At 63.6% G+C, this 17,133-nt stretch carries 21 protein-coding genes; 10 read left to right on the forward strand and 11 right to left on the reverse strand.

Annotated features, from left to right (window positions below):
- Positions 1 to 57: 57 nt before the first annotated feature.
- The 3 genes from LB533_RS09785 (at position 58) to LB533_RS09795 (ending at position 2,985) form a co-directional block, all read left to right on the forward strand.
- Positions 58 to 1,062: a substrate-binding domain-containing protein gene (locus LB533_RS09785; protein WP_224677084.1), complete on the forward strand. Its 1,005-nt coding sequence runs from the start codon at positions 58 to 60 to the stop codon at positions 1,060 to 1,062.
- 85 nt (positions 1,063 to 1,147) lie between these two features.
- Positions 1,148 to 1,945: an ATP-binding cassette domain-containing protein gene (locus tag LB533_RS09790; protein WP_140638289.1), complete on the forward strand. Its 798-nt coding sequence runs from the start codon at positions 1,148 to 1,150 to the stop codon at positions 1,943 to 1,945.
- The gene (locus LB533_RS09795) at positions 1,942 to 2,985 is read left to right on the forward strand and encodes an ABC transporter permease (protein WP_140637701.1); all 1,044 of its coding nucleotides are present in this window, start codon (positions 1,942 to 1,944) and stop codon (positions 2,983 to 2,985) included. The genes LB533_RS09790 and LB533_RS09795 overlap by 4 nt, the downstream gene beginning before the upstream one ends.
- 62 nt (positions 2,986 to 3,047) lie before the next feature.
- Here the strand turns inward: LB533_RS09795 and LB533_RS09800 are convergent, their stop codons facing one another.
- The 3 genes from LB533_RS09800 to LB533_RS09810 are packed head-to-tail and all read right to left on the reverse strand — an operon-like array spanning position 3,048 to position 6,670.
- Positions 3,048 to 4,187: a DSD1 family PLP-dependent enzyme gene (locus tag LB533_RS09800; protein WP_140637700.1), complete on the reverse strand. Its 1,140-nt coding sequence runs from the start codon at positions 4,185 to 4,187 to the stop codon at positions 3,048 to 3,050.
- Positions 4,184 to 5,476 (reverse strand): D-arabinono-1,4-lactone oxidase, encoded by a 1,293-nt coding sequence (locus LB533_RS09805; RefSeq protein WP_140637699.1) that lies wholly within the window; start codon positions 5,474 to 5,476, stop codon positions 4,184 to 4,186. Before LB533_RS09805 ends, LB533_RS09800 begins: the two co-directional genes overlap by 4 nt.
- A gap of 12 nt (positions 5,477 to 5,488) precedes the next feature.
- Positions 5,489 to 6,670: an MFS transporter gene (locus LB533_RS09810; protein ID WP_140637698.1), complete on the reverse strand. Its 1,182-nt coding sequence runs from the start codon at positions 6,668 to 6,670 to the stop codon at positions 5,489 to 5,491.
- 126 nt (positions 6,671 to 6,796) lie between these two features.
- Here LB533_RS09810 and LB533_RS09815 point away from each other — a divergent pair, with 126 nt between their 5' ends.
- The 3 genes from LB533_RS09815 (at position 6,797) to groL (ending at position 9,835) form a co-directional block, all read left to right on the forward strand.
- Positions 6,797 to 7,423 (forward strand): TetR/AcrR family transcriptional regulator, encoded by a 627-nt coding sequence (locus LB533_RS09815; RefSeq protein ID WP_181169235.1) that lies wholly within the window; start codon positions 6,797 to 6,799, stop codon positions 7,421 to 7,423.
- Positions 7,424 to 7,816: 393 nt separating this feature from the next.
- Positions 7,817 to 8,113: a co-chaperone GroES gene (gene groES, locus LB533_RS09820; protein ID WP_006203049.1), complete on the forward strand. Its 297-nt coding sequence runs from the start codon at positions 7,817 to 7,819 to the stop codon at positions 8,111 to 8,113.
- A 69-nt stretch (positions 8,114 to 8,182) separates the two neighbouring features.
- The gene (groL, locus tag LB533_RS09825; protein WP_140637697.1) at positions 8,183 to 9,835 is read left to right on the forward strand and encodes a chaperonin GroEL; all 1,653 of its coding nucleotides are present in this window, start codon (positions 8,183 to 8,185) and stop codon (positions 9,833 to 9,835) included.
- A 112-nt stretch (positions 9,836 to 9,947) separates the two neighbouring features.
- On the opposite strand, the gene LB533_RS09830 is transcribed toward groL, so the two are convergent.
- The gene (locus LB533_RS09830) at positions 9,948 to 10,553 is read right to left on the reverse strand and encodes a TetR/AcrR family transcriptional regulator (RefSeq protein WP_140637696.1); all 606 of its coding nucleotides are present in this window, start codon (positions 10,551 to 10,553) and stop codon (positions 9,948 to 9,950) included.
- Between the two features lie 97 nt (positions 10,554 to 10,650).
- Here LB533_RS09830 and LB533_RS09835 point away from each other — a divergent pair, with 97 nt between their 5' ends.
- From LB533_RS09835 to LB533_RS09850, 4 genes are all read left to right on the forward strand, one after another.
- On the forward strand, positions 10,651 to 11,661 hold the full coding sequence (locus LB533_RS09835; RefSeq protein ID WP_140637695.1) for a zinc-dependent alcohol dehydrogenase family protein: 1,011 nt from the start codon (positions 10,651 to 10,653) through the stop codon (positions 11,659 to 11,661).
- 37 nt (positions 11,662 to 11,698) lie between these two features.
- Positions 11,699 to 12,145 carry an OsmC family protein gene (locus LB533_RS09840; protein WP_224556800.1) on the forward strand — a complete coding sequence of 149 codons (447 nt, stop codon included), beginning with the start codon at positions 11,699 to 11,701 and terminating at the stop codon, positions 12,143 to 12,145.
- 17 nt (positions 12,146 to 12,162) lie between these two features.
- Positions 12,163 to 12,543, forward strand: a complete 381-nt coding sequence (locus LB533_RS09845) for a nuclear transport factor 2 family protein (protein WP_140637693.1) — start codon at positions 12,163 to 12,165, stop codon at positions 12,541 to 12,543.
- A gap of 106 nt (positions 12,544 to 12,649) precedes the next feature.
- Positions 12,650 to 12,928, forward strand: coding sequence for a hypothetical protein (locus tag LB533_RS09850; protein WP_140637692.1), 279 nt, complete (start codon positions 12,650 to 12,652; stop codon positions 12,926 to 12,928).
- 100 nt (positions 12,929 to 13,028) lie between these two features.
- Here the strand turns inward: LB533_RS09850 and LB533_RS09855 are convergent, their stop codons facing one another.
- The 7 genes from LB533_RS09855 to LB533_RS09885 all read right to left on the reverse strand — a co-directional run bounded on the left by LB533_RS09855 (position 13,029) and on the right by LB533_RS09885 (position 17,074).
- Positions 13,029 to 13,640 carry a LysE family translocator gene (locus LB533_RS09855; protein WP_224677085.1) on the reverse strand — a complete coding sequence of 204 codons (612 nt, stop codon included), beginning with the start codon at positions 13,638 to 13,640 and terminating at the stop codon, positions 13,029 to 13,031.
- A gap of 75 nt (positions 13,641 to 13,715) precedes the next feature.
- Entirely contained in the window at positions 13,716 to 14,048 is a 333-nt protein-coding gene (locus LB533_RS09860; RefSeq protein ID WP_224677086.1) for a YkgJ family cysteine cluster protein, read from the reverse strand.
- Positions 14,049 to 14,102: 54 nt separating this feature from the next.
- The gene (locus LB533_RS09865; RefSeq protein WP_224677087.1) at positions 14,103 to 14,267 is read right to left on the reverse strand and encodes a hypothetical protein; all 165 of its coding nucleotides are present in this window, start codon (positions 14,265 to 14,267) and stop codon (positions 14,103 to 14,105) included.
- 1 nt (position 14,268) lies between these two features.
- Positions 14,269 to 14,676, reverse strand: coding sequence for a hypothetical protein (locus tag LB533_RS09870; RefSeq protein WP_140637689.1), 408 nt, complete (start codon positions 14,674 to 14,676; stop codon positions 14,269 to 14,271).
- Positions 14,676 to 14,903, reverse strand: a complete 228-nt coding sequence (locus LB533_RS09875) for a hypothetical protein (protein ID WP_140637688.1) — start codon at positions 14,901 to 14,903, stop codon at positions 14,676 to 14,678. The genes LB533_RS09870 and LB533_RS09875 overlap by 1 nt, the downstream gene beginning before the upstream one ends.
- A gap of 335 nt (positions 14,904 to 15,238) precedes the next feature.
- Positions 15,239 to 15,448, reverse strand: a complete 210-nt coding sequence (locus tag LB533_RS09880) for a cold-shock protein (protein ID WP_010915421.1) — start codon at positions 15,446 to 15,448, stop codon at positions 15,239 to 15,241.
- A 492-nt stretch (positions 15,449 to 15,940) separates the two neighbouring features.
- On the reverse strand, positions 15,941 to 17,074 hold the full coding sequence (locus tag LB533_RS09885; protein ID WP_224677088.1) for a metallophosphoesterase: 1,134 nt from the start codon (positions 17,072 to 17,074) through the stop codon (positions 15,941 to 15,943).
- Positions 17,075 to 17,133 lie beyond the last annotated feature (59 nt).

The following is a 17,133-nucleotide window of genomic DNA, read 5'->3' on the forward strand; positions in this document are numbered from 1 at the left end:
GGATTGCCGAAGCAGATGTCGAAACCCTCGCTCGCGAGGACAAAGGGAGGAACGTGCATGAGCATCGCCAAGAGAACGACACTTCTGCGCACGACCGTGGTGGCGGCCGCCACCGCGCTCGCCGCCATCTCCACCTTGCCGGCACAGGCGCTCGACGCGCAATGGTGCAAGGACGTTCACATCCGCTTTTTCGTCGGCGGCGCCGAGGGCGACGCCTTCGGCACCATTGTCTACAATGGCGCCAAGCAGGCTGCGGCCGATCTCGGACCGAAGGTCGACTACATCTTCTCAGGCTGGGACATCGAAAAGATGGTCCAGCAGCTGCGCGAGGCGGTCGCTGTCAAGCCCAGCGGCATTGCCATGATGGGCCATCCCGGCGACGCCGCCATCATGCCGCTGGCCGAACAGGCGCATAAGGACGGCATCAAGATGATGTATCAAAACGTGCCGGTGCCGACGGTGGTGGCGGCCTTCGGCGGGGGCTATGTCGGCGCGCAGCAGGAACAGCAGGGCCGCGCGCTTGGCGCGGAAGCCTTCAAGCTGGCCAAGCTCAAGGCCGGTGACAAGGCCATCATGATCGGCCCGTTCGAGAACGAGAGCCGCGGCGCCCGCGAGCGAGGAACCGTCTCCGCCTTGAAAGAGGCCGGCATCGATGTCGTTCAAATCAATTCCGCAACCGAATGGGCGGCCGATCCGAATCTGGCGATCCCGGTGATCACCGCCGCCTTGCTCAACAATCCCGGCGTGAAGGCCGTCGGCTACCCCGGCGGGCAGATGCTCGGGAACGCTCAGACCTATATGACGGCGGCGGGCCGGAAGCCGGGCGACATCTTCAATTTCGGCTTCGACACCAGCCCGCAGATCGTCGAGGCCTTCAAGGGCGGCTGGGTGCAACTGACCGCCGACCAGCAGCCGTTCATGCAGGGCTATCTGCCGATCCTCAGCCTCTGCCAGCAAGTGGTGCTGGGACTGGCACCGATGAATGTCGATACCGGCGCCGGCTTCGTCACGCCTGAGAATTACAAGATCGTCGCCGAACTGGCCAAGCAGGCACTGCGCTGACCTCCCAAGCCGCCGGCCGGGGGCTTAGGCCCGGCCGGCGGGACCGCCGGCGAGAGCCGGCATGCGACAAGCAAGCGAGGACCCGATGGCCGAACGCATCATCGAACTGCGCGACATCACGAAATCCTACGGCCAGGTCTATGCGCTTGGCGGGGTCAATCTCAGCGTCGACCGCGGCGAGGTGGTCGGACTGATCGGCGACAATGGCGCCGGCAAGTCGACGCTGATCAAGATTCTTGCCGGCGCGGTCAAGCCCACCAGTGGCGAGATCCTCGTTCGCGGCAAACCGGTCACCGGCTGGAACGCGGCGCGCTCGCGCGACGCCGGCATCGAGACCGTATTCCAGGATCGTGCGCTGGCCGTGCAGCAGACCATCGTGCGCAATATCTTCATGGGGCGCGAACTCACCGGTTTCCTCGGCTGGCTGAAGGTCGGCACCGAAATCAGGGAGGCGAGCCGGCTGATGCGCGAGATCGGCTTCACTTCGAAAGTGTTCACGCCGCAGTCCGTTGTCGGCCAGCTTTCCGGCGGCGAACGCCAGGGCGTGGCGATCGCGCGCGCCATCTACAAGCAGGCCGACCTGATCATCCTCGACGAGCCGACGACGGCTCTGTCGCTGACCGAAACCGCCAAGGTCTTCCACTTCGTGCGCCAGGTGCGGGCGAGCGGGCGCTCGATCCTGTTCATCGGCCACAACATCCACCATGTCTTCGACATCGCCGACCGTTTCGTCGTGCTCGATCGTGGCACTGTGGCGCTACAGGTCGACAAATGCGACATCAAGTCGGCCGACACGCTCGTCAATTTCATGGAAGACCTCGCGCATCCCGGCGGCCTGCCCGGCTTGGGCGAAGCCCAGCGCGCGGAGGACACAAGGCCATGAGCAACATCGCCGAACCCAATCGCCATGCCCCCTCGCCCCGTACCGAAATGGGCGAAGCGGCGTGGAAGCACCCGTCCGATCATTTGCTGCGCGGCTTCGTTCTCGACAATCGCGCGGCGCTGGGCACGCTCGGCGTGTTCGTGGTGATGATGGTCGCCTTCACCATCGCCAATCCGACCGTGTTCACCACCTGGTTTCTTTACAGCTCGGTGCTGACCACGCTGCCGGTGGCGCTGTTCGTGGTCGTGCCGCTGGTCTTTGTCGTCACTGCCGGCGAAATCGACCTGTCGTTTCCGGCGACGATGGGTTTTGCCTCGTGGGTTTTCGCGCTGGTCGTTCAGGCCGGCTACGATCCGTTCCTCGGCATCGTCGCAGCACTCGCCACAGGCATGCTGCTCGGCTTCCTGGTCGGCGTGCTGGTCGTCTATGGCAGCCTGTCGTCGCTGATCGCCACGCTCGGCATGAACTTCCTGCTGCGCGGGCTGATCCAGATCATCAACGAAGGCAAGTCGACCGCGCTGCCGACGCTCGGGCAAAGCTGGACCTATACGATCTTTTCCAGCCAGGTTTACGGCATTCCGGTGCAGATTCTGTGGGCGCTCGCCTTCGTCGTCTTCGCCGCGCTGCTCTACAACCGCCACCGCTTCGGCGCGCAGGTGAAGGTGGTCGGCGACAATCCCGACAGCGCCCAGCAGATGGGCATCGACGTCAAGCGGGTGAAGGTCAAGGTGTTCGTTTTCGTCGGCATCGGGGCCGCGATCGGCGGCACCTTCTCGACGATGATCAACTTCACCTGGTGGCCAACCGCCGGCGACGGCTATCTGTTGCCGGTGCTGGCTTCGGTGTTCGTGGGCGGCACGCCGACCTGGGGCGGCATCGGTACCGTGCTTGGCGGCGCGATCGGCGCACTGACGGTGGCGTTCATCCAGACCGGCGTCGTCGCCGCCGGCCTCAGCGGCTTCTATGTGCAGTTCTTCAACGGGCTGATCATCATCCTGTCGCTGCTTGGCCACCGATGGAACCAGGCGCGCTACCGCTGAAGCATTGCCGTTCGGCACGACCGTCGAGCTCATCCGGGTGGTGAAGCAATGGCCGCAACGCCCTACCCCATCGGCAGCGCGGGCCAGCGGTCCACGAGCCTGCCGCCCGAAAAAACCGCGATCGGTCCGAACTGCTGCAGCACCGCCTCGCTCTGCGTTGGGCGCAGGAAGGCGTAGTCGCCGGACCTGGTGGTGGCATCGCCGGGTAGGCCCATGAACTGCTGGTTCGAAGAAAGGCCAAGCAGGCCATTGGCCTTCATGCCTTCGGGAAACACCGGTTCGGCCATCCATTTGCCGCCATAGAGATAGCAACCCTTGCGCGGAAACCGACCGATCGTCTGCAGCAGGCGGGTGACCGCCGGCGGGCCTGGCAGCATCGGCTCGACCACCTTGAGGATCGGCGTGGCGATGAAGGCCGCGGGCTGGAAGCCGTCGAGGCCGGGCGTGTCGAAATCGCCGGGCAGCACGAAGGCCGACCCGATCGACACTTCGTTGGCCATGCCGCCACGATGAAGCAACGCGGTCTTCGAGCCGCCGATGTTCAGTATTCGGCGCTGGTCCTCGCCGAGAGCCGCGATGAACGCCGCGGCCCGCTGCGACGCCTCTGCCAGCGCCTTCTTGGGCCCGCCGAACAGACCGGGAATGTGCGGCGCGTGCGCCTCATAGGCCATGACGCCTTCGCAGCGCAACCGGGCGGGCAGCGCGTTCAATGCCTTCGACAAGGCCTGCGGTTCGGCGAACCCGCCGCGATGCAGCCCGACATCGATCTCGAAAACGATGCGCAACTCGGTCTCGAGTTCGGCGGCCAGAGCGCCGTATTCCGCCAGTCTTTCCTCGCTGTCGATCAGCCAGCAGACGCGCGACCAGTCGGCGGTGCCGCCTGAAATCGCCTGCTTTGCCGCGCCGACCGGCATCGGCTTGCCGTAGAGCATGTCGGCATCGGGAAAAGCGTCGAGCACGGCCCTTGTGATCGGCGGATGAAACGTCATGAAGCGATGGGTGCCGAGCGCCCCGGCGATGTGCGAAAGCAGCGGCAGGCAAGCAAGCGACTTGTCGACCAGCCGCACGGCAAGGCCGGGCGCCAGTCTCTGCTTCACCAGGTCGATGTTGCGGTCCAGCCGGTCGCGGTCGAGCACGAGACAAGGCTGAAAGACGCCGGCTGCCCTCAACGCATCCGACAGCGCGGTGAAATAGCCGCTCATTGGCCGATGCCGAACAGGCCGGCCATGTAGGGCGAGACGAAACGGTTCTCGGGATCGGTGTCTCGCCGAACGGCCATGGCATCATCCCAGCGCGGATAGAGCTTTTTGAGATCCGCCGCCTTCAGGCTGTGCATCTTGCCCCAATGCGGCCGGCCGCCATGCCTGCGGAAGATCGGCTCGGCCGCCCGCATGAAGGGTTCAGGGTCGTTGGCGGCATCGTGATGAATGGCGATCGAGCAGGTGAGACGCTTGTAGAAGGGCGAAAGCCAGAACATGTCGGGTGCCACCGAGCGCACCTCCATCGGAAAATAGACTTCCGGAAAGTGCTTCTCGGTCAGCTCGATGATCTGGGTGATCACCTTCGGCCCCTCCTCGAAGGGCAGATGATACTCCATCTCGTTGAACTTGGTCTGCCGGTCGCTGGCATAGACGTTGAGCCAGTCCTGCACATAATCCTCGGCCGCCACCTTTTTCACGGCGCCGCGGATCAAAGAGCGGCGCAGCCATGGCAGCCGGCGCAGCGCCCTGCTCAGCTTGCGTAGCGTCGCCAGTCCGGCCTCGTCGTCGTCGGTGGGCCTGGTGGTCGGGTTCGCGTCGCTGAGGTCGCTGGCGATGAACTGCGCGTAGCCGGAAAACGGAATGTAGTAGAATTCGGCCGACCGGTGCGCGGCCATCATCGTCTCGAAGTCGCGCAGCATGTCGGCGATCGGCAGCACCCACTTGCGGCGGCGCAGCCGGTAGGTCGCGATGTTGTTCAGCGTGACTTCGCTCAAGATGCCGAAGGAGCCGAGCGCAACGCCCATCGCATGGATCATGTCCTGGTCGCGGGTCTGATCGAACTCGCGCAACTCGCCCCGCCCATCCACGATCTGCACCGTCTCCAACCGGGTGTGATAAGCACCCAGTGTCAGCCCGGAACCATGGGTGGCGGTGCCCAGCGCGCCGCCGATCGCCTGGCGGTCGATGTCGCCCATATTGGGCAGGCCCTGGCCGATGCCTTGCAGCATGTGCATCAGCGGGCCGAGCCGCGTCCCTGCCCGCACCCGCGCGCGATGGCTTTGTACGTCGTGCGAGACCAGCCCCTCGATCTTCTCCAGGGAAACGATCGCGCCTTGCGATGCCACCAGCGGCGTGAAGGAGTGGCCAGCACCCGCCACGCGCAGCGGCCCAGGTGCCGTGCGCACCAGATCGGCAAGCTCGCCGGCGTCGGTTGGAGTGGCGACCAGCTTCGGCTCGGCGCGCACGAAGCCCGACCAGTTGCTCCAGTTCCGCGCGGTGATCGTCGACATCTGGCCGTCCCGTCAGACGCGCCGACGGCGCATAGTGGCCACGAACAGGCCAAGCAGGGCCACGCTGACAAACGCGCTTGCCGCAGCGAATTCCGGCACGGGCCGGAAATCCTTGCCGTCGATGAGCAGCGACGCCGCCACCGGCCCGATCGCCAGGCCGAAGAGCTGTGCGGCCGGCACCAGCAGCACGGCGGTACGCGTCTCGTCCGCCGTGATCGCCAGCCGGATCTGGTAGGGTACGATGAACAACAGGATGAAGCCCATGACCAGGGCGGCGATCCAGAATGTCGTCAGGCCAGGTGCGCTGGCAAGAACAAGGGAGGAGACCAGCGCGACGGCACCGATGGCCGCAATGGCAATGCGGTAATCGATGCGCGCCTCGAACACGGTTGCCGTGATCGCGCCCAGGACCTGCGTCGCCAGGCTGGCCGAGACGATCAGGCCGACGGTCCAGCTATCAATCCCATACTGCGCACCGAGCGGTTCAAGGAAGGCCCAGATCGCGCCGAAGTACATGAAGTAGCAGAAAACCGACACTAGCGCGGTGATCGACGGAACCGTCAGCACATTGGCCAGGTTCTCCTCTTTCGGCAGGTCGGCGTAGTCACCGGGCACGGTGATGGCGGCCACCAGCGAGACGATGCAGACGACGGCAAGCACGATGAAGCCGCCGGACGACCCGGCCTTGGGAATGACATAGAGCGCCAAAAGCAGAGCGAGCGCGCATTGCGCCAGGGTCTGCAGCGTCATGAAATAGCCGCCGATGCGCTCGGCCCGGCGCGAACGGGCGATCAGTTCGGTGGCGATCGCGACCAGACCACCTTCAGCCAGCCCGGCGAGGGCGCGGGCGGCGATCAGCGCATTGGCGCTTGCGGCGTGCGCCGTCCATACATTCGCCAGGGCCAGCAGGATCAGAAGGACGGCGCTTTTCCAGCGCATGTTGCGCGCGGAAAACAGCATCGCCACCACGGCTGAACCGATGGCGATGGCGATCATCTCCGCGGTGGCGACCAGCGCCAGTTCATCGCCGCTGACATGGCCCTCGGTGTAGAGAGCGCCAAGCAGCACCGGCTGAAGCCCGAGGATCAGCAGCCCGACCGAGCCGATCCATAATGCGGAGCCGAGCTCGACCCCGGTCGGATTGCCGACCAGCCAATCGCCATTTTCCGCTTGTACGGCTTCCGTCGCAGTCACGAGGCGCCTCCCAACGTCCTTGCAGCGCGATAAAAAAACTGACAACTTGTCAGCATTCACGAAACTGATACTTGATCATGTTTCTTGTCAACCGGGAATTTGCAGCTCTCGCGAGAGATTGGGCGCATGGCGGAAGCAAGACGGATGGCGACGGCGCCGAGGCGCAGGCCCAAGCAGGAGCGGAGCCGCGAACGCATTGACGCGATCCTTTCGACGACCATGCGGTTGATCGGCGAAAAAGGCATCGACGCGGTGACGATGAAGGAAGTGGGCGCACTGGCGGGCGGACCGATCGCCACCGTCTACCATTATTTTCCCAACAAATCGGCGATCCTGGCTATGCTCTATGAGCGCTTCTCGGAAGAAAGCCGCGCACGCTTCGGTGTGATCATCACAGAAATAAGCGGGCTTGAGGACGTAACGGCTGCCGCGGACCGCATGCTCGAGGACTATTACCAGCGCGTGGCCGACGACCCGGCCATCCAGGATCTGCAGAACGCGATCCAGGCCGACAAGGCGCTGCAGAACCTCGACATCGCAGAGACAAGGCACCAGGCCAAGATGTTCTGCGACCACGTCGCTCCGATGCTGCGGCCCGACCGGCGCGAAGACTTCGCGCGCGTGGTGTTCCTGATCTTCCAGCTTGCCGGCGGCGTCGTGCGGCTGGCGCTGACGCAGGACGAGAAGGAAGGCCGGCGCACGATCGACGACTACAGGTCCATCATCCACACGCAGCTGAGATTGTTTCTGTAGTTTCGGCGGCGGCTTTCGTGCCCCTCTCTCCCCTGACATCGACACGTCTTGCGTATCGAAGTGTCGGGCGGCAGGATCTCTGACCGGTAGCGGCAGAGCACCCCTCCGCGCCTTGTTTCGCCATCGATTGCTGGTGGAACCGGCGCATTTCGCATGAAAGGCCGGCGGCAACTGGCACGTTCTGCGAGCGGGCTTTCGCGGAAAACAAAATTTCGCGCCGCTGCCCGCTCGCGCGCGCCTTGACTCTCGCCGGCCAGCAGCCTATTTCACCGCCACGTTAGCACTCGCCCTTGGTGAGTGCTAACCACAGGTCCGCTACCCCGGGCTTTGTAGATTGTCCGGCTTCGCCGGACGGAGGAACTGTTTCTCACCGTTCTCATCGAGGAAGAAAACATGGCAAAGTCGAAGTTCCGCCCGCTTCATGACCGCGTGGTCGTACGCCGGGTCGAATCCGAATCCAAGACCGCCGGCGGGATCATCATCCCAGACACGGCGAAGGAAAAGCCGCAGGAAGGCGAGATCATCGCCGTCGGCTCCGGCGCCCGCGACGAAGCTGGCAAGCTCGTGCCCCTGGACGTCAAGGCTGGCGACCGCATTCTGTTCGGCAAGTGGTCGGGCACCGAAGTCAAGCTCAATGGCGAAGACCTTCTGATCATGAAGGAATCCGACATCATGGGCATCATCGGCTGAATATCGGCCTTTCCATCAACTGAATCTTAAATCTTCGGGCTCGATCCGAGCCCCTGCCAGGAGTTGAACATGGCTGCCAAAGACGTAAAATTCTCCCGCGACGCCCGTGAGCGCATGCTGCGCGGCGTCAACATCCTCGCCGACGCGGTGAAGGTCACGCTCGGCCCCAAGGGCCGCAACGTCGTCATCGACAAGTCGTTCGGCGCACCGCGCATCACCAAGGACGGCGTCACCGTCGCCAAGGAAATCGAGCTTGAGGACAAGTTCGAGAACATGGGCGCGCAGATGGTCCGCGAAGTCGCTTCGAAGACCAACGACATCGCCGGCGACGGCACCACGACCGCGACCGTTCTGGCGCAGTCGATCGTCCAGGAAGGCCACAAGGCGGTTGCCGCCGGCATGAACCCGATGGACCTGAAGCGCGGCATCGACCTGGCCGTGACCGAAGTGGTCGCAGCTCTCGGCAAGGCCGCCAAGAAGATCAAGACCTCCGAGGAAGTCGCCCAGGTCGGCACGATCTCGGCCAATGGCGACGAGTCGGTCGGCAAGATGATCGCGGAAGCGATGCAGAAGGTCGGCAACGAAGGCGTCATCACCGTCGAGGAAGCCAAGACCGCCGAGACCGAACTCGAGGTCGTCGAAGGCATGCAGTTCGATCGCGGCTATCTCTCGCCCTACTTCGTCACCAACCCCGACAAGATGGTTGCCGATCTCGAGGACGCCTACATCCTGCTCCACGAGAAGAAGCTCTCCAACCTGCAGGCGATGCTGCCGGTCCTGGAAGCGGTCGTGCAGACCTCCAAGCCGCTGCTCATCATCTCGGAAGACGTCGAAGGCGAGGCCCTGGCCACGCTGGTCGTCAACAAGCTGCGCGGTGGCCTGAAGATCGCCGCCGTCAAGGCTCCGGGCTTCGGTGACCGTCGCAAGGCCATGCTGGAAGACATCGCCATCCTGACCGGTGGCCAGGTCATCTCCGAAGACCTCGGCATCAAGCTCGAGAATGTCGGCCTCAACATGCTCGGCCGCGCCAAGAAGGTGTCGATCTCGAAGGAGAACACCACCATCGTCGACGGCGCCGGCAAGAAGGCAGAGATCCAGGGCCGCGTTGCCCAGATCAAGCAGCAGATCGAGGAGACCACCTCGGACTACGACAAGGAGAAGCTGCAGGAACGTCTGGCCAAGCTTGCCGGCGGTGTTGCCGTGATCCGCGTCGGCGGTGCGACCGAAGTGGAAGTGAAGGAAAAGAAGGACCGCGTCGATGACGCCCTCAACGCGACCCGCGCGGCCGTGGAAGAAGGCATCGTTGCCGGCGGTGGCGTGGCCCTGCTGCGCGCTTCGGGCAACCTCAAGGCCACCGGCGTCAACTCCGACCAGGCGGCCGGCATCAACATCGTTCGCCGCGCACTGCAGGCTCCGGCCCGTCAGATCGCTGCCAACGCCGGTGCGGAAGCATCGATCGTTGCTGGCAAGATCCTTGAGAACAAGGGCGCGACCTTCGGCTACAATGCCCAGACCGGCGACTATGGCGACATGATCGCCATGGGCATCGTCGACCCGGTCAAGGTCGTGCGCACGGCTCTCCAGGACGCGGCTTCGGTCGCCGGCCTGCTGGTCACCACCGAGGCCATGATCGCCGAGGCTCCGAAGAAAGAGTCGGCTGGTGGCATGCCTGGCGGTATGCCCGGCGGCGGCATGGGTGGCATGGGCGGCATGGATTTCTAATCCAGCCCACATCGCAGGACTTACGGAAAGGGCGGCCGACAGGTCGCCCTTTTCTTTTCGAGATGATGCAGGAGCCGAAAGGCTCGACCATCGCTTACCGAGACATTGAGCCTCAGATAATGTCCGCGCGTGGGCGCGCTTCACCGGCCAGCACCGCGGTTTCGATCAGCGCCGCAACCTCGTCGGCCACCGCCAGCAGCGGCGCACGATCGCGGGTGGCGCGGGCGATCACCATCAGCCCCTCCAGCGAGGATTCGACCAGAAGCGCCAGAGCGTGCGCGCGGCGCTCCGGCACCCCTGCCCTGACGAAGGCGTCCCGCAGCAGGCCGATCCATTGCTCGAAGGCCGAGCGGCACAGTTCCGCCAGCTCCGGGACATCGGTCGGCGAGTCCAGCACGACGGGCGCGATCGGGCAGCCGAGCGAGAATTCGTTGTCCTCCAGCATGCGAGCGACCGACTGGTAAATGTGGTGGACGGCAACCGCCGGGTCGCTTTCCGCCGCCAGCTCGGCGCCAAGCCTCTCAGTCACCTCGGCCACGCTGGCGCGCGTCACTTCGACGACCAGTTGATCCTTGCCACCGGGAAAGTGAAAATAGAGCGAGCCGCGCGGGGCGCCGCTGGCGCTCAGTATGTCATTGAGCGAAGTACCGTGATAGCCGCGCCGCCTGAGCAGCAATCCGGTCGTTTCGAGTATGCGGGCTCTCGTATCGTTCGCCATGTCAACCCCTGTCAGGAGGAATCATTATAAGCCTTGTCAGGAATATGACAATCGGTCTATATATTATGTAGATCAGTCTATATAATCGAGAACCGGAATGCGCAGCTATCGTCTTGAAGGTTTGGGCGGAACCGAATGTCTGGTGATGCGGGAAGGGGTACGGCCGGAGCCAAGGCCTCAGGAGATCGTGGTGCGGGTGCGCGCCACCTCGCTCAACCGACGCGACACGATGATCCTCAATGGCACCTACCCCTTGACGCCACGCCGCGGGATCGTTCCGCTCAGCGACGGCGCCGGCGAGGTCGTCGCCATCGGCGATGATGTCACACGCTTTGCGGTCGGCGACCGCGTCACCGGCAGCTATTTCGCCCGCTGGATTGATGGCCGCATCAATGCCGGACTGATCGACCAGTTGGGCTGCACGCTGGATGGCATGCTCGGCGAATACGCCGTACTTGACGAACAATGGGCGGTGCGACTTCCCGAGCATCTCGACTGGCGCGAGGCGGCAACGCTGAGCTGCGCCGGCCTGACAGCCTGGAACGCATTGACCGGGGCGGAGATTCCCAAGCCCGGCCAATGGGTTCTGGTCATCGGCTCGGGCGGCGTCTCGCTGTTCGCGTTGCAATTCGCCAAGCTGCTCGGCTGCCGCGTCGTCGCCGTCACCTCTCGCGCCGAGAAGGCCGGCAGGCTACGGGCGATGGGGGCCGACCTCGTCGTCTCCTCGACCGACATGCCGGAATGGGGGGCGATGGTGCGTGGCGAGACCGGCGGTGTCGACCTTGCCATCGAAACCGGCGGCCCGCCGACCTTCGCGCAGTCGATGATCGCCAGCGCGCTTTACGGGCGCATCGTGCTGCTCACCATTCAGGACGCGAAGGGTGCAACGGTGCAGATCCCGGGCGCCATCTATCAGCGCAGCCTCGCCACCATCAGCCGCCTGTTCGTTGGCAGCCGCGCGAACCTGGAAACGATGCTCAACGCCATCTCGGCGCACCGGTTGAGGCCGGTCATCGACAAGGTCTTCCCCTTCGCCGAGGCCCGCGACGCCTACCGCTATTTCCAGCAAGGCGACGTGTTCGGGAAGGTCGTCATCGACGGAGCCTGATCTTTCAACATCGATCGAACCTGAAGGAAGAACAGCAATGACAATTCGTGAAGCTTCGGCCGAGTGGCAAGGCACGCTGAGGGAAGGTTCAGGCCGGCTGCGGCTCGGCAGCGGTGTGTTCGAGGGCGCCTATTCCTTTCCGTCGCGTTTCGAGAACGGCCCCGGCACCAACCCGGAAGAACTGATCGCGGCCGCGCATGCCGGCTGCTTCTCGATGGCACTGACCTTCATCCTCGGCCAGGGAGGTCATGTGCCCCGGGACATCCGCACCATCGTCAGGGTGCACCTCGGAGCGACGGCGGCCGGGCCGACCATCACCCGCATCGACCTTGAAACGGCGGTGGAGGTCGCGGGGCTCGCCGAAGACCAGTTCGAGCGCCTTGCCCAGTCCGCCAAGGCGAGTTGTCTCGTCTCGCGCGCGCTGGCCGGCGTGGCCCAGATCAACCTCAAGGCGACCCTCGTGGGTACCGTCGCGCAACAATGAATCAGGAGAAGCACGAGATGAGACAGGACAGCATCATGGACAGCCATCCAGACTCGCGGCGGACAGCCGAGATCATGCGGCGCTTCAACGACGTGTTCCAGTTGCACGATCCGTCGGCGCTGGCCGAGCTGGTGGGCGAGGACTGCGTGATTGAAAACACCGTGCCGGCACCGGACGGTGCGCGCCATGCCGGCAAGGCGGCCTGTGTCGGGCTATGGGCGGCGATCGCGACCCAGCCCGGCACGCGCTTCGACATCGAGGAGACCTTCGTCGCCGGCGAGCGGGCGACGATCCGCTGGCGCTACTGGATGGCGGGCGGCAATTCGCTGCGCGGCGTCAATCTGATGCGCGTCGAGGGGGGGCGGATCGTCGAGGCGATGGGTTACGTCAAGGGATAGGCCGACTTCACCATATGAGTTACTCCTAATACACATCGGTTCGTGCTAGGAATTGAGTCCGACCGCCATTCGACGATCGAGAAAGACCATAGGGAGGACTAATGTCATGAACATCAGAACCGCCTGCTTTGGAGCACTCGCGTTGACCGTTCTCAGCGGCACGGCACTTGCCGGGGCGCTCGACTCGCCCAAGATGATGGAACCGTTCTTCACCGATGCGAGCATGAAGACGATGAAATCCGACGCCGAGATGAAGGCCGCCTGGGCAAAAATGTCCAAGGACGACCAGGCCATGATGATGAAGGACTGTCAGGATGCGGCGATGAGCAAGCCGTATGCCCCGTTCTGCGAAAAATTGAAGGCGCTCGGCGGCGCGAACAAATGATTGCCGGCTAGTCCGGAGTGGAAGAACAAAAGAAGGCGAGCCAAGGCTCGCCTTCTCATTGCTTAGCATCGATTTCGTGACAAGGTGAGGCGAACGAATTCTACCTGTCCGCCAGCGCAAGCTTGGCGCCGAGCATGACGAAAGCGCCGGCGAAGGTGCGGCGCATCCAGGTCAGTACCCTCGGCCGCGACGCGACATGGCTGCGGATCGAGGCGGCGAAGACGCCATAGCCGACGAAGATGACGAAGGTCAAAAGCATGAAGACGCTGCTCAGTTCCAGCATCTTCGACAGCGCGTGCGGCTCGGTCGTGCTGACGAACTGCGGCAGGAAGGCAAAGAAGAAGATCGACAGCTTCGGGTTGAGCACATTGACGAGGATGCCTCTCGCAATCACCTTGCCGGTGGAGCGCGGCGCGACATTGTCCTCGACGCTCAGACCACCCCTCTCCTTCAGCGTGTTCCAGGCCATGTAAAGGAGGTAGGCGACGCCCAGATATTTCAGCGTCTCGAAGGCGACCGCGCTGGTGTGCAGGAGCGCGGCGAGGCCGGTGATGGCGGCAGCCATATGCGGGATGATGCCGAGCGTGCAGCCGAAAGCGGCGACGATTGAGGCGCGGGCGCCGCGGGAAAGTCCGGCGCTCAGCGTGTAGAGGACGCCGGTGCCGGGCGAAGCCACCACGATCAGCGACGTCAACAAGAATTCGATGCTCACGATTTGGTCCTCCGCTGTGCTGCCCGCAGCAGCGTAGCAGCGAAATCCCCTCGCACAAGCCGCGGCGCAGTCAGATCAGAGGACAGGCAGCCCGTGCGCCCGACGCGCCATCAGGCAATCCTCGTCGCCGGGCATGCAGGCGCGGCAGACATCCGGGCGAAGCTGGTAGATGCCGCAAGCGGTTGCGTTGCCGACTTCCCCACAGAGGGCCGAACAGCGCGCGCCCTCGCAGCGCATACCCGACAGATCGGCCGCGACATACTTGTCCGGGATACGGTCGAGCTGCGCGTCATCCTCGGTGGAAAAGCGCGGCCACTCGGCCGAGTAGGAACAACAGGCGCCGCAGCTCTGGCAATCGAATGCCGGGACGGTGCCTCGTTGGGGCGATGAAAGGCTTGCCGCGGTCACCGACGAGAACGGTCCCTGCACAGCAGATTGCGGTCGGCGTCTTGCGGCAAGGCGCTATTTCTTCTTGCCTGCCTTGCGCGACGGCGCCGAGGCCGGCGACTTGAATAGATCGGTCGCGGCCTCGACAGCTGCGTCGGCCTTCGGCGCGGCACCCGGCTTGACCGGCTTTGCAGCGGCCGGTGCCGCCGGGTGGTCCTTGGCGGAGAATTTTATGGCCATCTCAGTCCTCGTCGGCGAAGCGCGATGACGGTGCGCGCGGATTGCGCAAACGGCCAATCAGAGCCGAAACCGCCGTTATGTTCATTTCCTCAGGCGACCAGTTCCTCGCCTCCGCGATGTGATGCGGCGCCAGTTCGCGATGCGTGCTGCCGCTGTAGGCGGCGTCCTGATGGGTCACCGGCTCACGGGTCTTGGCGTCTTGGCGGACATATTCGATCAAATAGTTCGGGCACTCGGCACGGCCGCGCACGCCGACGCGCACCTGTGCATCGCCATGGGCGCGCTTGCAGCGTTCGAGTTTTTCCAGCACACGGCGGACATATTCGACTGGCTTGTCCAATGTTTCGACCATGTCGGCGATGGTCGCATCAGCGGCGATGGGTGTCGCCGGCACACGCTTCGTCGCCATCAGCGTCTTCCGGCCCGTTTCGGCAACGCCGCCAGTGCGGCCGCCGCAGCCATTTCATCAGCCTCTTTTTCCAGGCGCAGTTCGCGCAAGCGCGCGGTCTTGGCTTCACGCGCCTCGGTGACGGCATCGCGTTCGGAAATGATGCGGTTGAGCGACATCGACTGGGTTTGCGTCTTGCTGAACAAGGGCGCTGCCTGATCAGCAGCTGTCTTCGAGTTGGCGGTCAAAATCTTTCTCCTGTCAGGAGTCTTATGCCAATAGGGCAAGACCGGTCTTCAGTCAGGACCCACGCGCAAAAGCATTGGGGCGGCGGATTCAACTTGCTGGAGCGTCCCTTAGCACGTTCAGGCCGACGCGCAGCGCATTTTCGGCGGCGAGACCCACAAAGTGAAAAAAGGCCAGGCACCGCCTGACCTTCCATGAGAGCGTCGCGCATCCAGTGGATGCACAGGACGCTCCGGTGCGCACGGTGCGAAAACTCAGGTTTCCGCCGCCATGCGCCCGAATTCGCCATTCACCGGTGCCAGTACATCCGTGGTCACCGGGAAGGCTGAATTCTTTTTCAGGCCGCCTTCAACTGGTCGGCCGACATCTTGCCGGACTTGTTGTCGCGGACCATCTCGTAGCCGAGCTTCTGGCCCTCGACGATGTCACGCATGCCGGCGCGCTCTACGGCCGAGATGTGGACGAAAACGTCGGCAGAGCCGTCGTCAGGCTGAATAAAACCAAAACCCTTGGTGGCGTTGAACCATTTAACTGTGCCGGTGCTCATGACGAACCCTTTCCATGGCAAATACTCGTTCGCCGCCATGCGGATGCATAACGTCGTTTATCTCGATTTTTTGTGTGGGAAGTTCGTCAAAGGCGCGCTGCAAAACGCGGATAACAAAAGTCGGTCAACAAATATCGACAAAGGTCTTGTAAGCTATTTAAACGGCCATGTCAAATTCTTGGCTCACCCGCCGCGACGGTTCACGCCAATCGGGCATTGAACAAAGCGGCCCTAAAAAAATCTGGACGCCCAGGGAGCCATTTCGGTCGAAGCACGTTTCATGGTTGTCGTCAGCAATTCACGAGAGCAATCGAAGGAAAAGCTAACGGCAAAGACGCCCCCCGCACGATAAAAGGTGCGAGGGGCGTTTTCTTTCGGCCCTTACATCGCGGCGGTCATCATCGGCGGCATCTCGTAGCGGAGGCCGAGGCCCGAGCGTACTGCCAGGTCGACGTCAGTCAGCGTCCGGGATGAAAAGACCGCTGCGGGCTTTCATGTCTCGAACGGTTTGCTGAAGGCGTTGGTGAATGTGACCTCGCCGTGATCGTCGCTGGCTTCGCCCAGCACGACATCCATGCCATCATTGGTGACCCGCGCCAGTGCGAACCCGCCCATATAGGCCGCCTTTGGTTTGAAGAGATCAAGGCCGTCGCGCTGATAGATCATCGGCACCTCGTGCTGATGGCCATGGAAGACGGCAATCACGTTATAGCCCTTCAGAGCCGCAAGCAGTGCCTGACGGTCCGCATCGCTCCACCAATGCGGCGGCCCCTTGCCGTCGTCGTCGAACGCCTTTTTAGCGGGATCCCATCGCTCGGTCGAAAAACTATCCCAGCCATAATGCTGAAACAGGATGACCGGGCGGCCGTCCGCCGCATAGGTCGCCAGATCCTGCTTCAGCCAGGGCAGGCTGCTGTCCGCGCCATGGCCGGTGTCGCCGGCGAAACGGTGGGTCTGGACAAGATGCAGCCCGCCCCAGTCCCACGCATAGCAGTCGGTCTCTACATCGTAGTCGGTGGCAGGTACCGGTGGCTTGAAGAACACGCCGGCACGGTGATTGACTTCGACATAGTCGCGCATTTCGCGCCGGTACCAGTCGACGTGATGCCGCGGGCCGTTCTGGTCGAGGTCATGATTGCCGAGCCCGACATAGACTGGAACATGCACGCGGTCAGGCCCCATGCCTTGCTGGTAACGCTGGCTGAATTGCAGCAATTGCGTGCCTTCGCTCGGCTGGGTGATCTGACCACCGCCATCGTCGGTCATGTCGCCGCCGATGACGAGGCCGAGCGGCGTGCCGATTCGGCTGCCGGCGGAGCGCAGGCCCGTCGGGACGCCGCCGATCTCGACGGGCCATGTCTTGTCGCCAATGCCGTTCAGAGCCGCCACATTGCGCAGCAAGGCGGCGTCGGTCTTGCCTTCCTGCTGGCAATTGGGGCTCAAGCCGCTGGCCATGCGGCAGGCATGGACATCGGCGATGAACAGGAAGGTGGCGTCGACAGGCTGAATGCGCTGCCCGGTCTGGCCGAGCGCCGGGCGTGGAAGCGCAAGGGCCGTGGCAAGACCGGCGGCCCGCGCCAGAAAACGGCGTCGTGATACCGATTTTGGTGAGAAGCGCTTCATCATGGGTGGAAGTTCAGCACGGACACCGGTCAGCAGTAAAGTTCAGCGCCCGGCCCACGGCT

It is taken from the genome of Mesorhizobium sp. BR1-1-13, from assembly GCF_020165515.1.
Taxonomy (GTDB): domain Bacteria; phylum Pseudomonadota; class Alphaproteobacteria; order Rhizobiales; family Rhizobiaceae; genus Mesorhizobium.

Bases quoted from the DNA above. Each gene is read 5' to 3' on its own strand.
- LB533_RS09850 (WP_140637692.1), top strand. From the start codon at position 12,650: ATGAACATCAGAACCGCCTGCTTTGGAGCACTCGCGTTGACCGTTCTC.
- LB533_RS09790 (WP_140638289.1), top strand. From the start codon at position 1,148: ATGGCCGAACGCATCATCGAACTGCGCGACATCACGAAATCCTACGGC.
- LB533_RS09865 (WP_224677087.1), bottom strand. From the start codon at position 14,267: ATGGCCATAAAATTCTCCGCCAAGGACCACCCGGCGGCACCGGCCGCT.
- LB533_RS09870 (WP_140637689.1), bottom strand. From the start codon at position 14,676: ATGGCGACGAAGCGTGTGCCGGCGACACCCATCGCCGCTGATGCGACC.
- groL (WP_140637697.1), top strand. From the start codon at position 8,183: ATGGCTGCCAAAGACGTAAAATTCTCCCGCGACGCCCGTGAGCGCATG.
- LB533_RS09830 (WP_140637696.1), bottom strand. From the start codon at position 10,553: ATGGCGAACGATACGAGAGCCCGCATACTCGAAACGACCGGATTGCTG.
- LB533_RS09880 (WP_010915421.1), bottom strand. From the start codon at position 15,448: ATGAGCACCGGCACAGTTAAATGGTTCAACGCCACCAAGGGTTTTGGT.
- groES (WP_006203049.1), top strand. From the start codon at position 7,817: ATGGCAAAGTCGAAGTTCCGCCCGCTTCATGACCGCGTGGTCGTACGC.
- LB533_RS09785 (WP_224677084.1), top strand. From the start codon at position 58: ATGAGCATCGCCAAGAGAACGACACTTCTGCGCACGACCGTGGTGGCG.
- LB533_RS09795 (WP_140637701.1), top strand. From the start codon at position 1,942: ATGAGCAACATCGCCGAACCCAATCGCCATGCCCCCTCGCCCCGTACC.
- LB533_RS09800 (WP_140637700.1), bottom strand. From the start codon at position 4,187: ATGAGCGGCTATTTCACCGCGCTGTCGGATGCGTTGAGGGCAGCCGGC.
- LB533_RS09805 (WP_140637699.1), bottom strand. From the start codon at position 5,476: ATGTCGACGATCACCGCGCGGAACTGGAGCAACTGGTCGGGCTTCGTG.
- LB533_RS09815 (WP_181169235.1), top strand. From the start codon at position 6,797: ATGGCGGAAGCAAGACGGATGGCGACGGCGCCGAGGCGCAGGCCCAAG.
- LB533_RS09835 (WP_140637695.1), top strand. From the start codon at position 10,651: ATGCGCAGCTATCGTCTTGAAGGTTTGGGCGGAACCGAATGTCTGGTG.
- LB533_RS09840 (WP_224556800.1), top strand. From the start codon at position 11,699: ATGACAATTCGTGAAGCTTCGGCCGAGTGGCAAGGCACGCTGAGGGAA.
- LB533_RS09885 (WP_224677088.1), bottom strand. From the start codon at position 17,074: ATGATGAAGCGCTTCTCACCAAAATCGGTATCACGACGCCGTTTTCTG.
- LB533_RS09845 (WP_140637693.1), top strand. From the start codon at position 12,163: ATGAGACAGGACAGCATCATGGACAGCCATCCAGACTCGCGGCGGACA.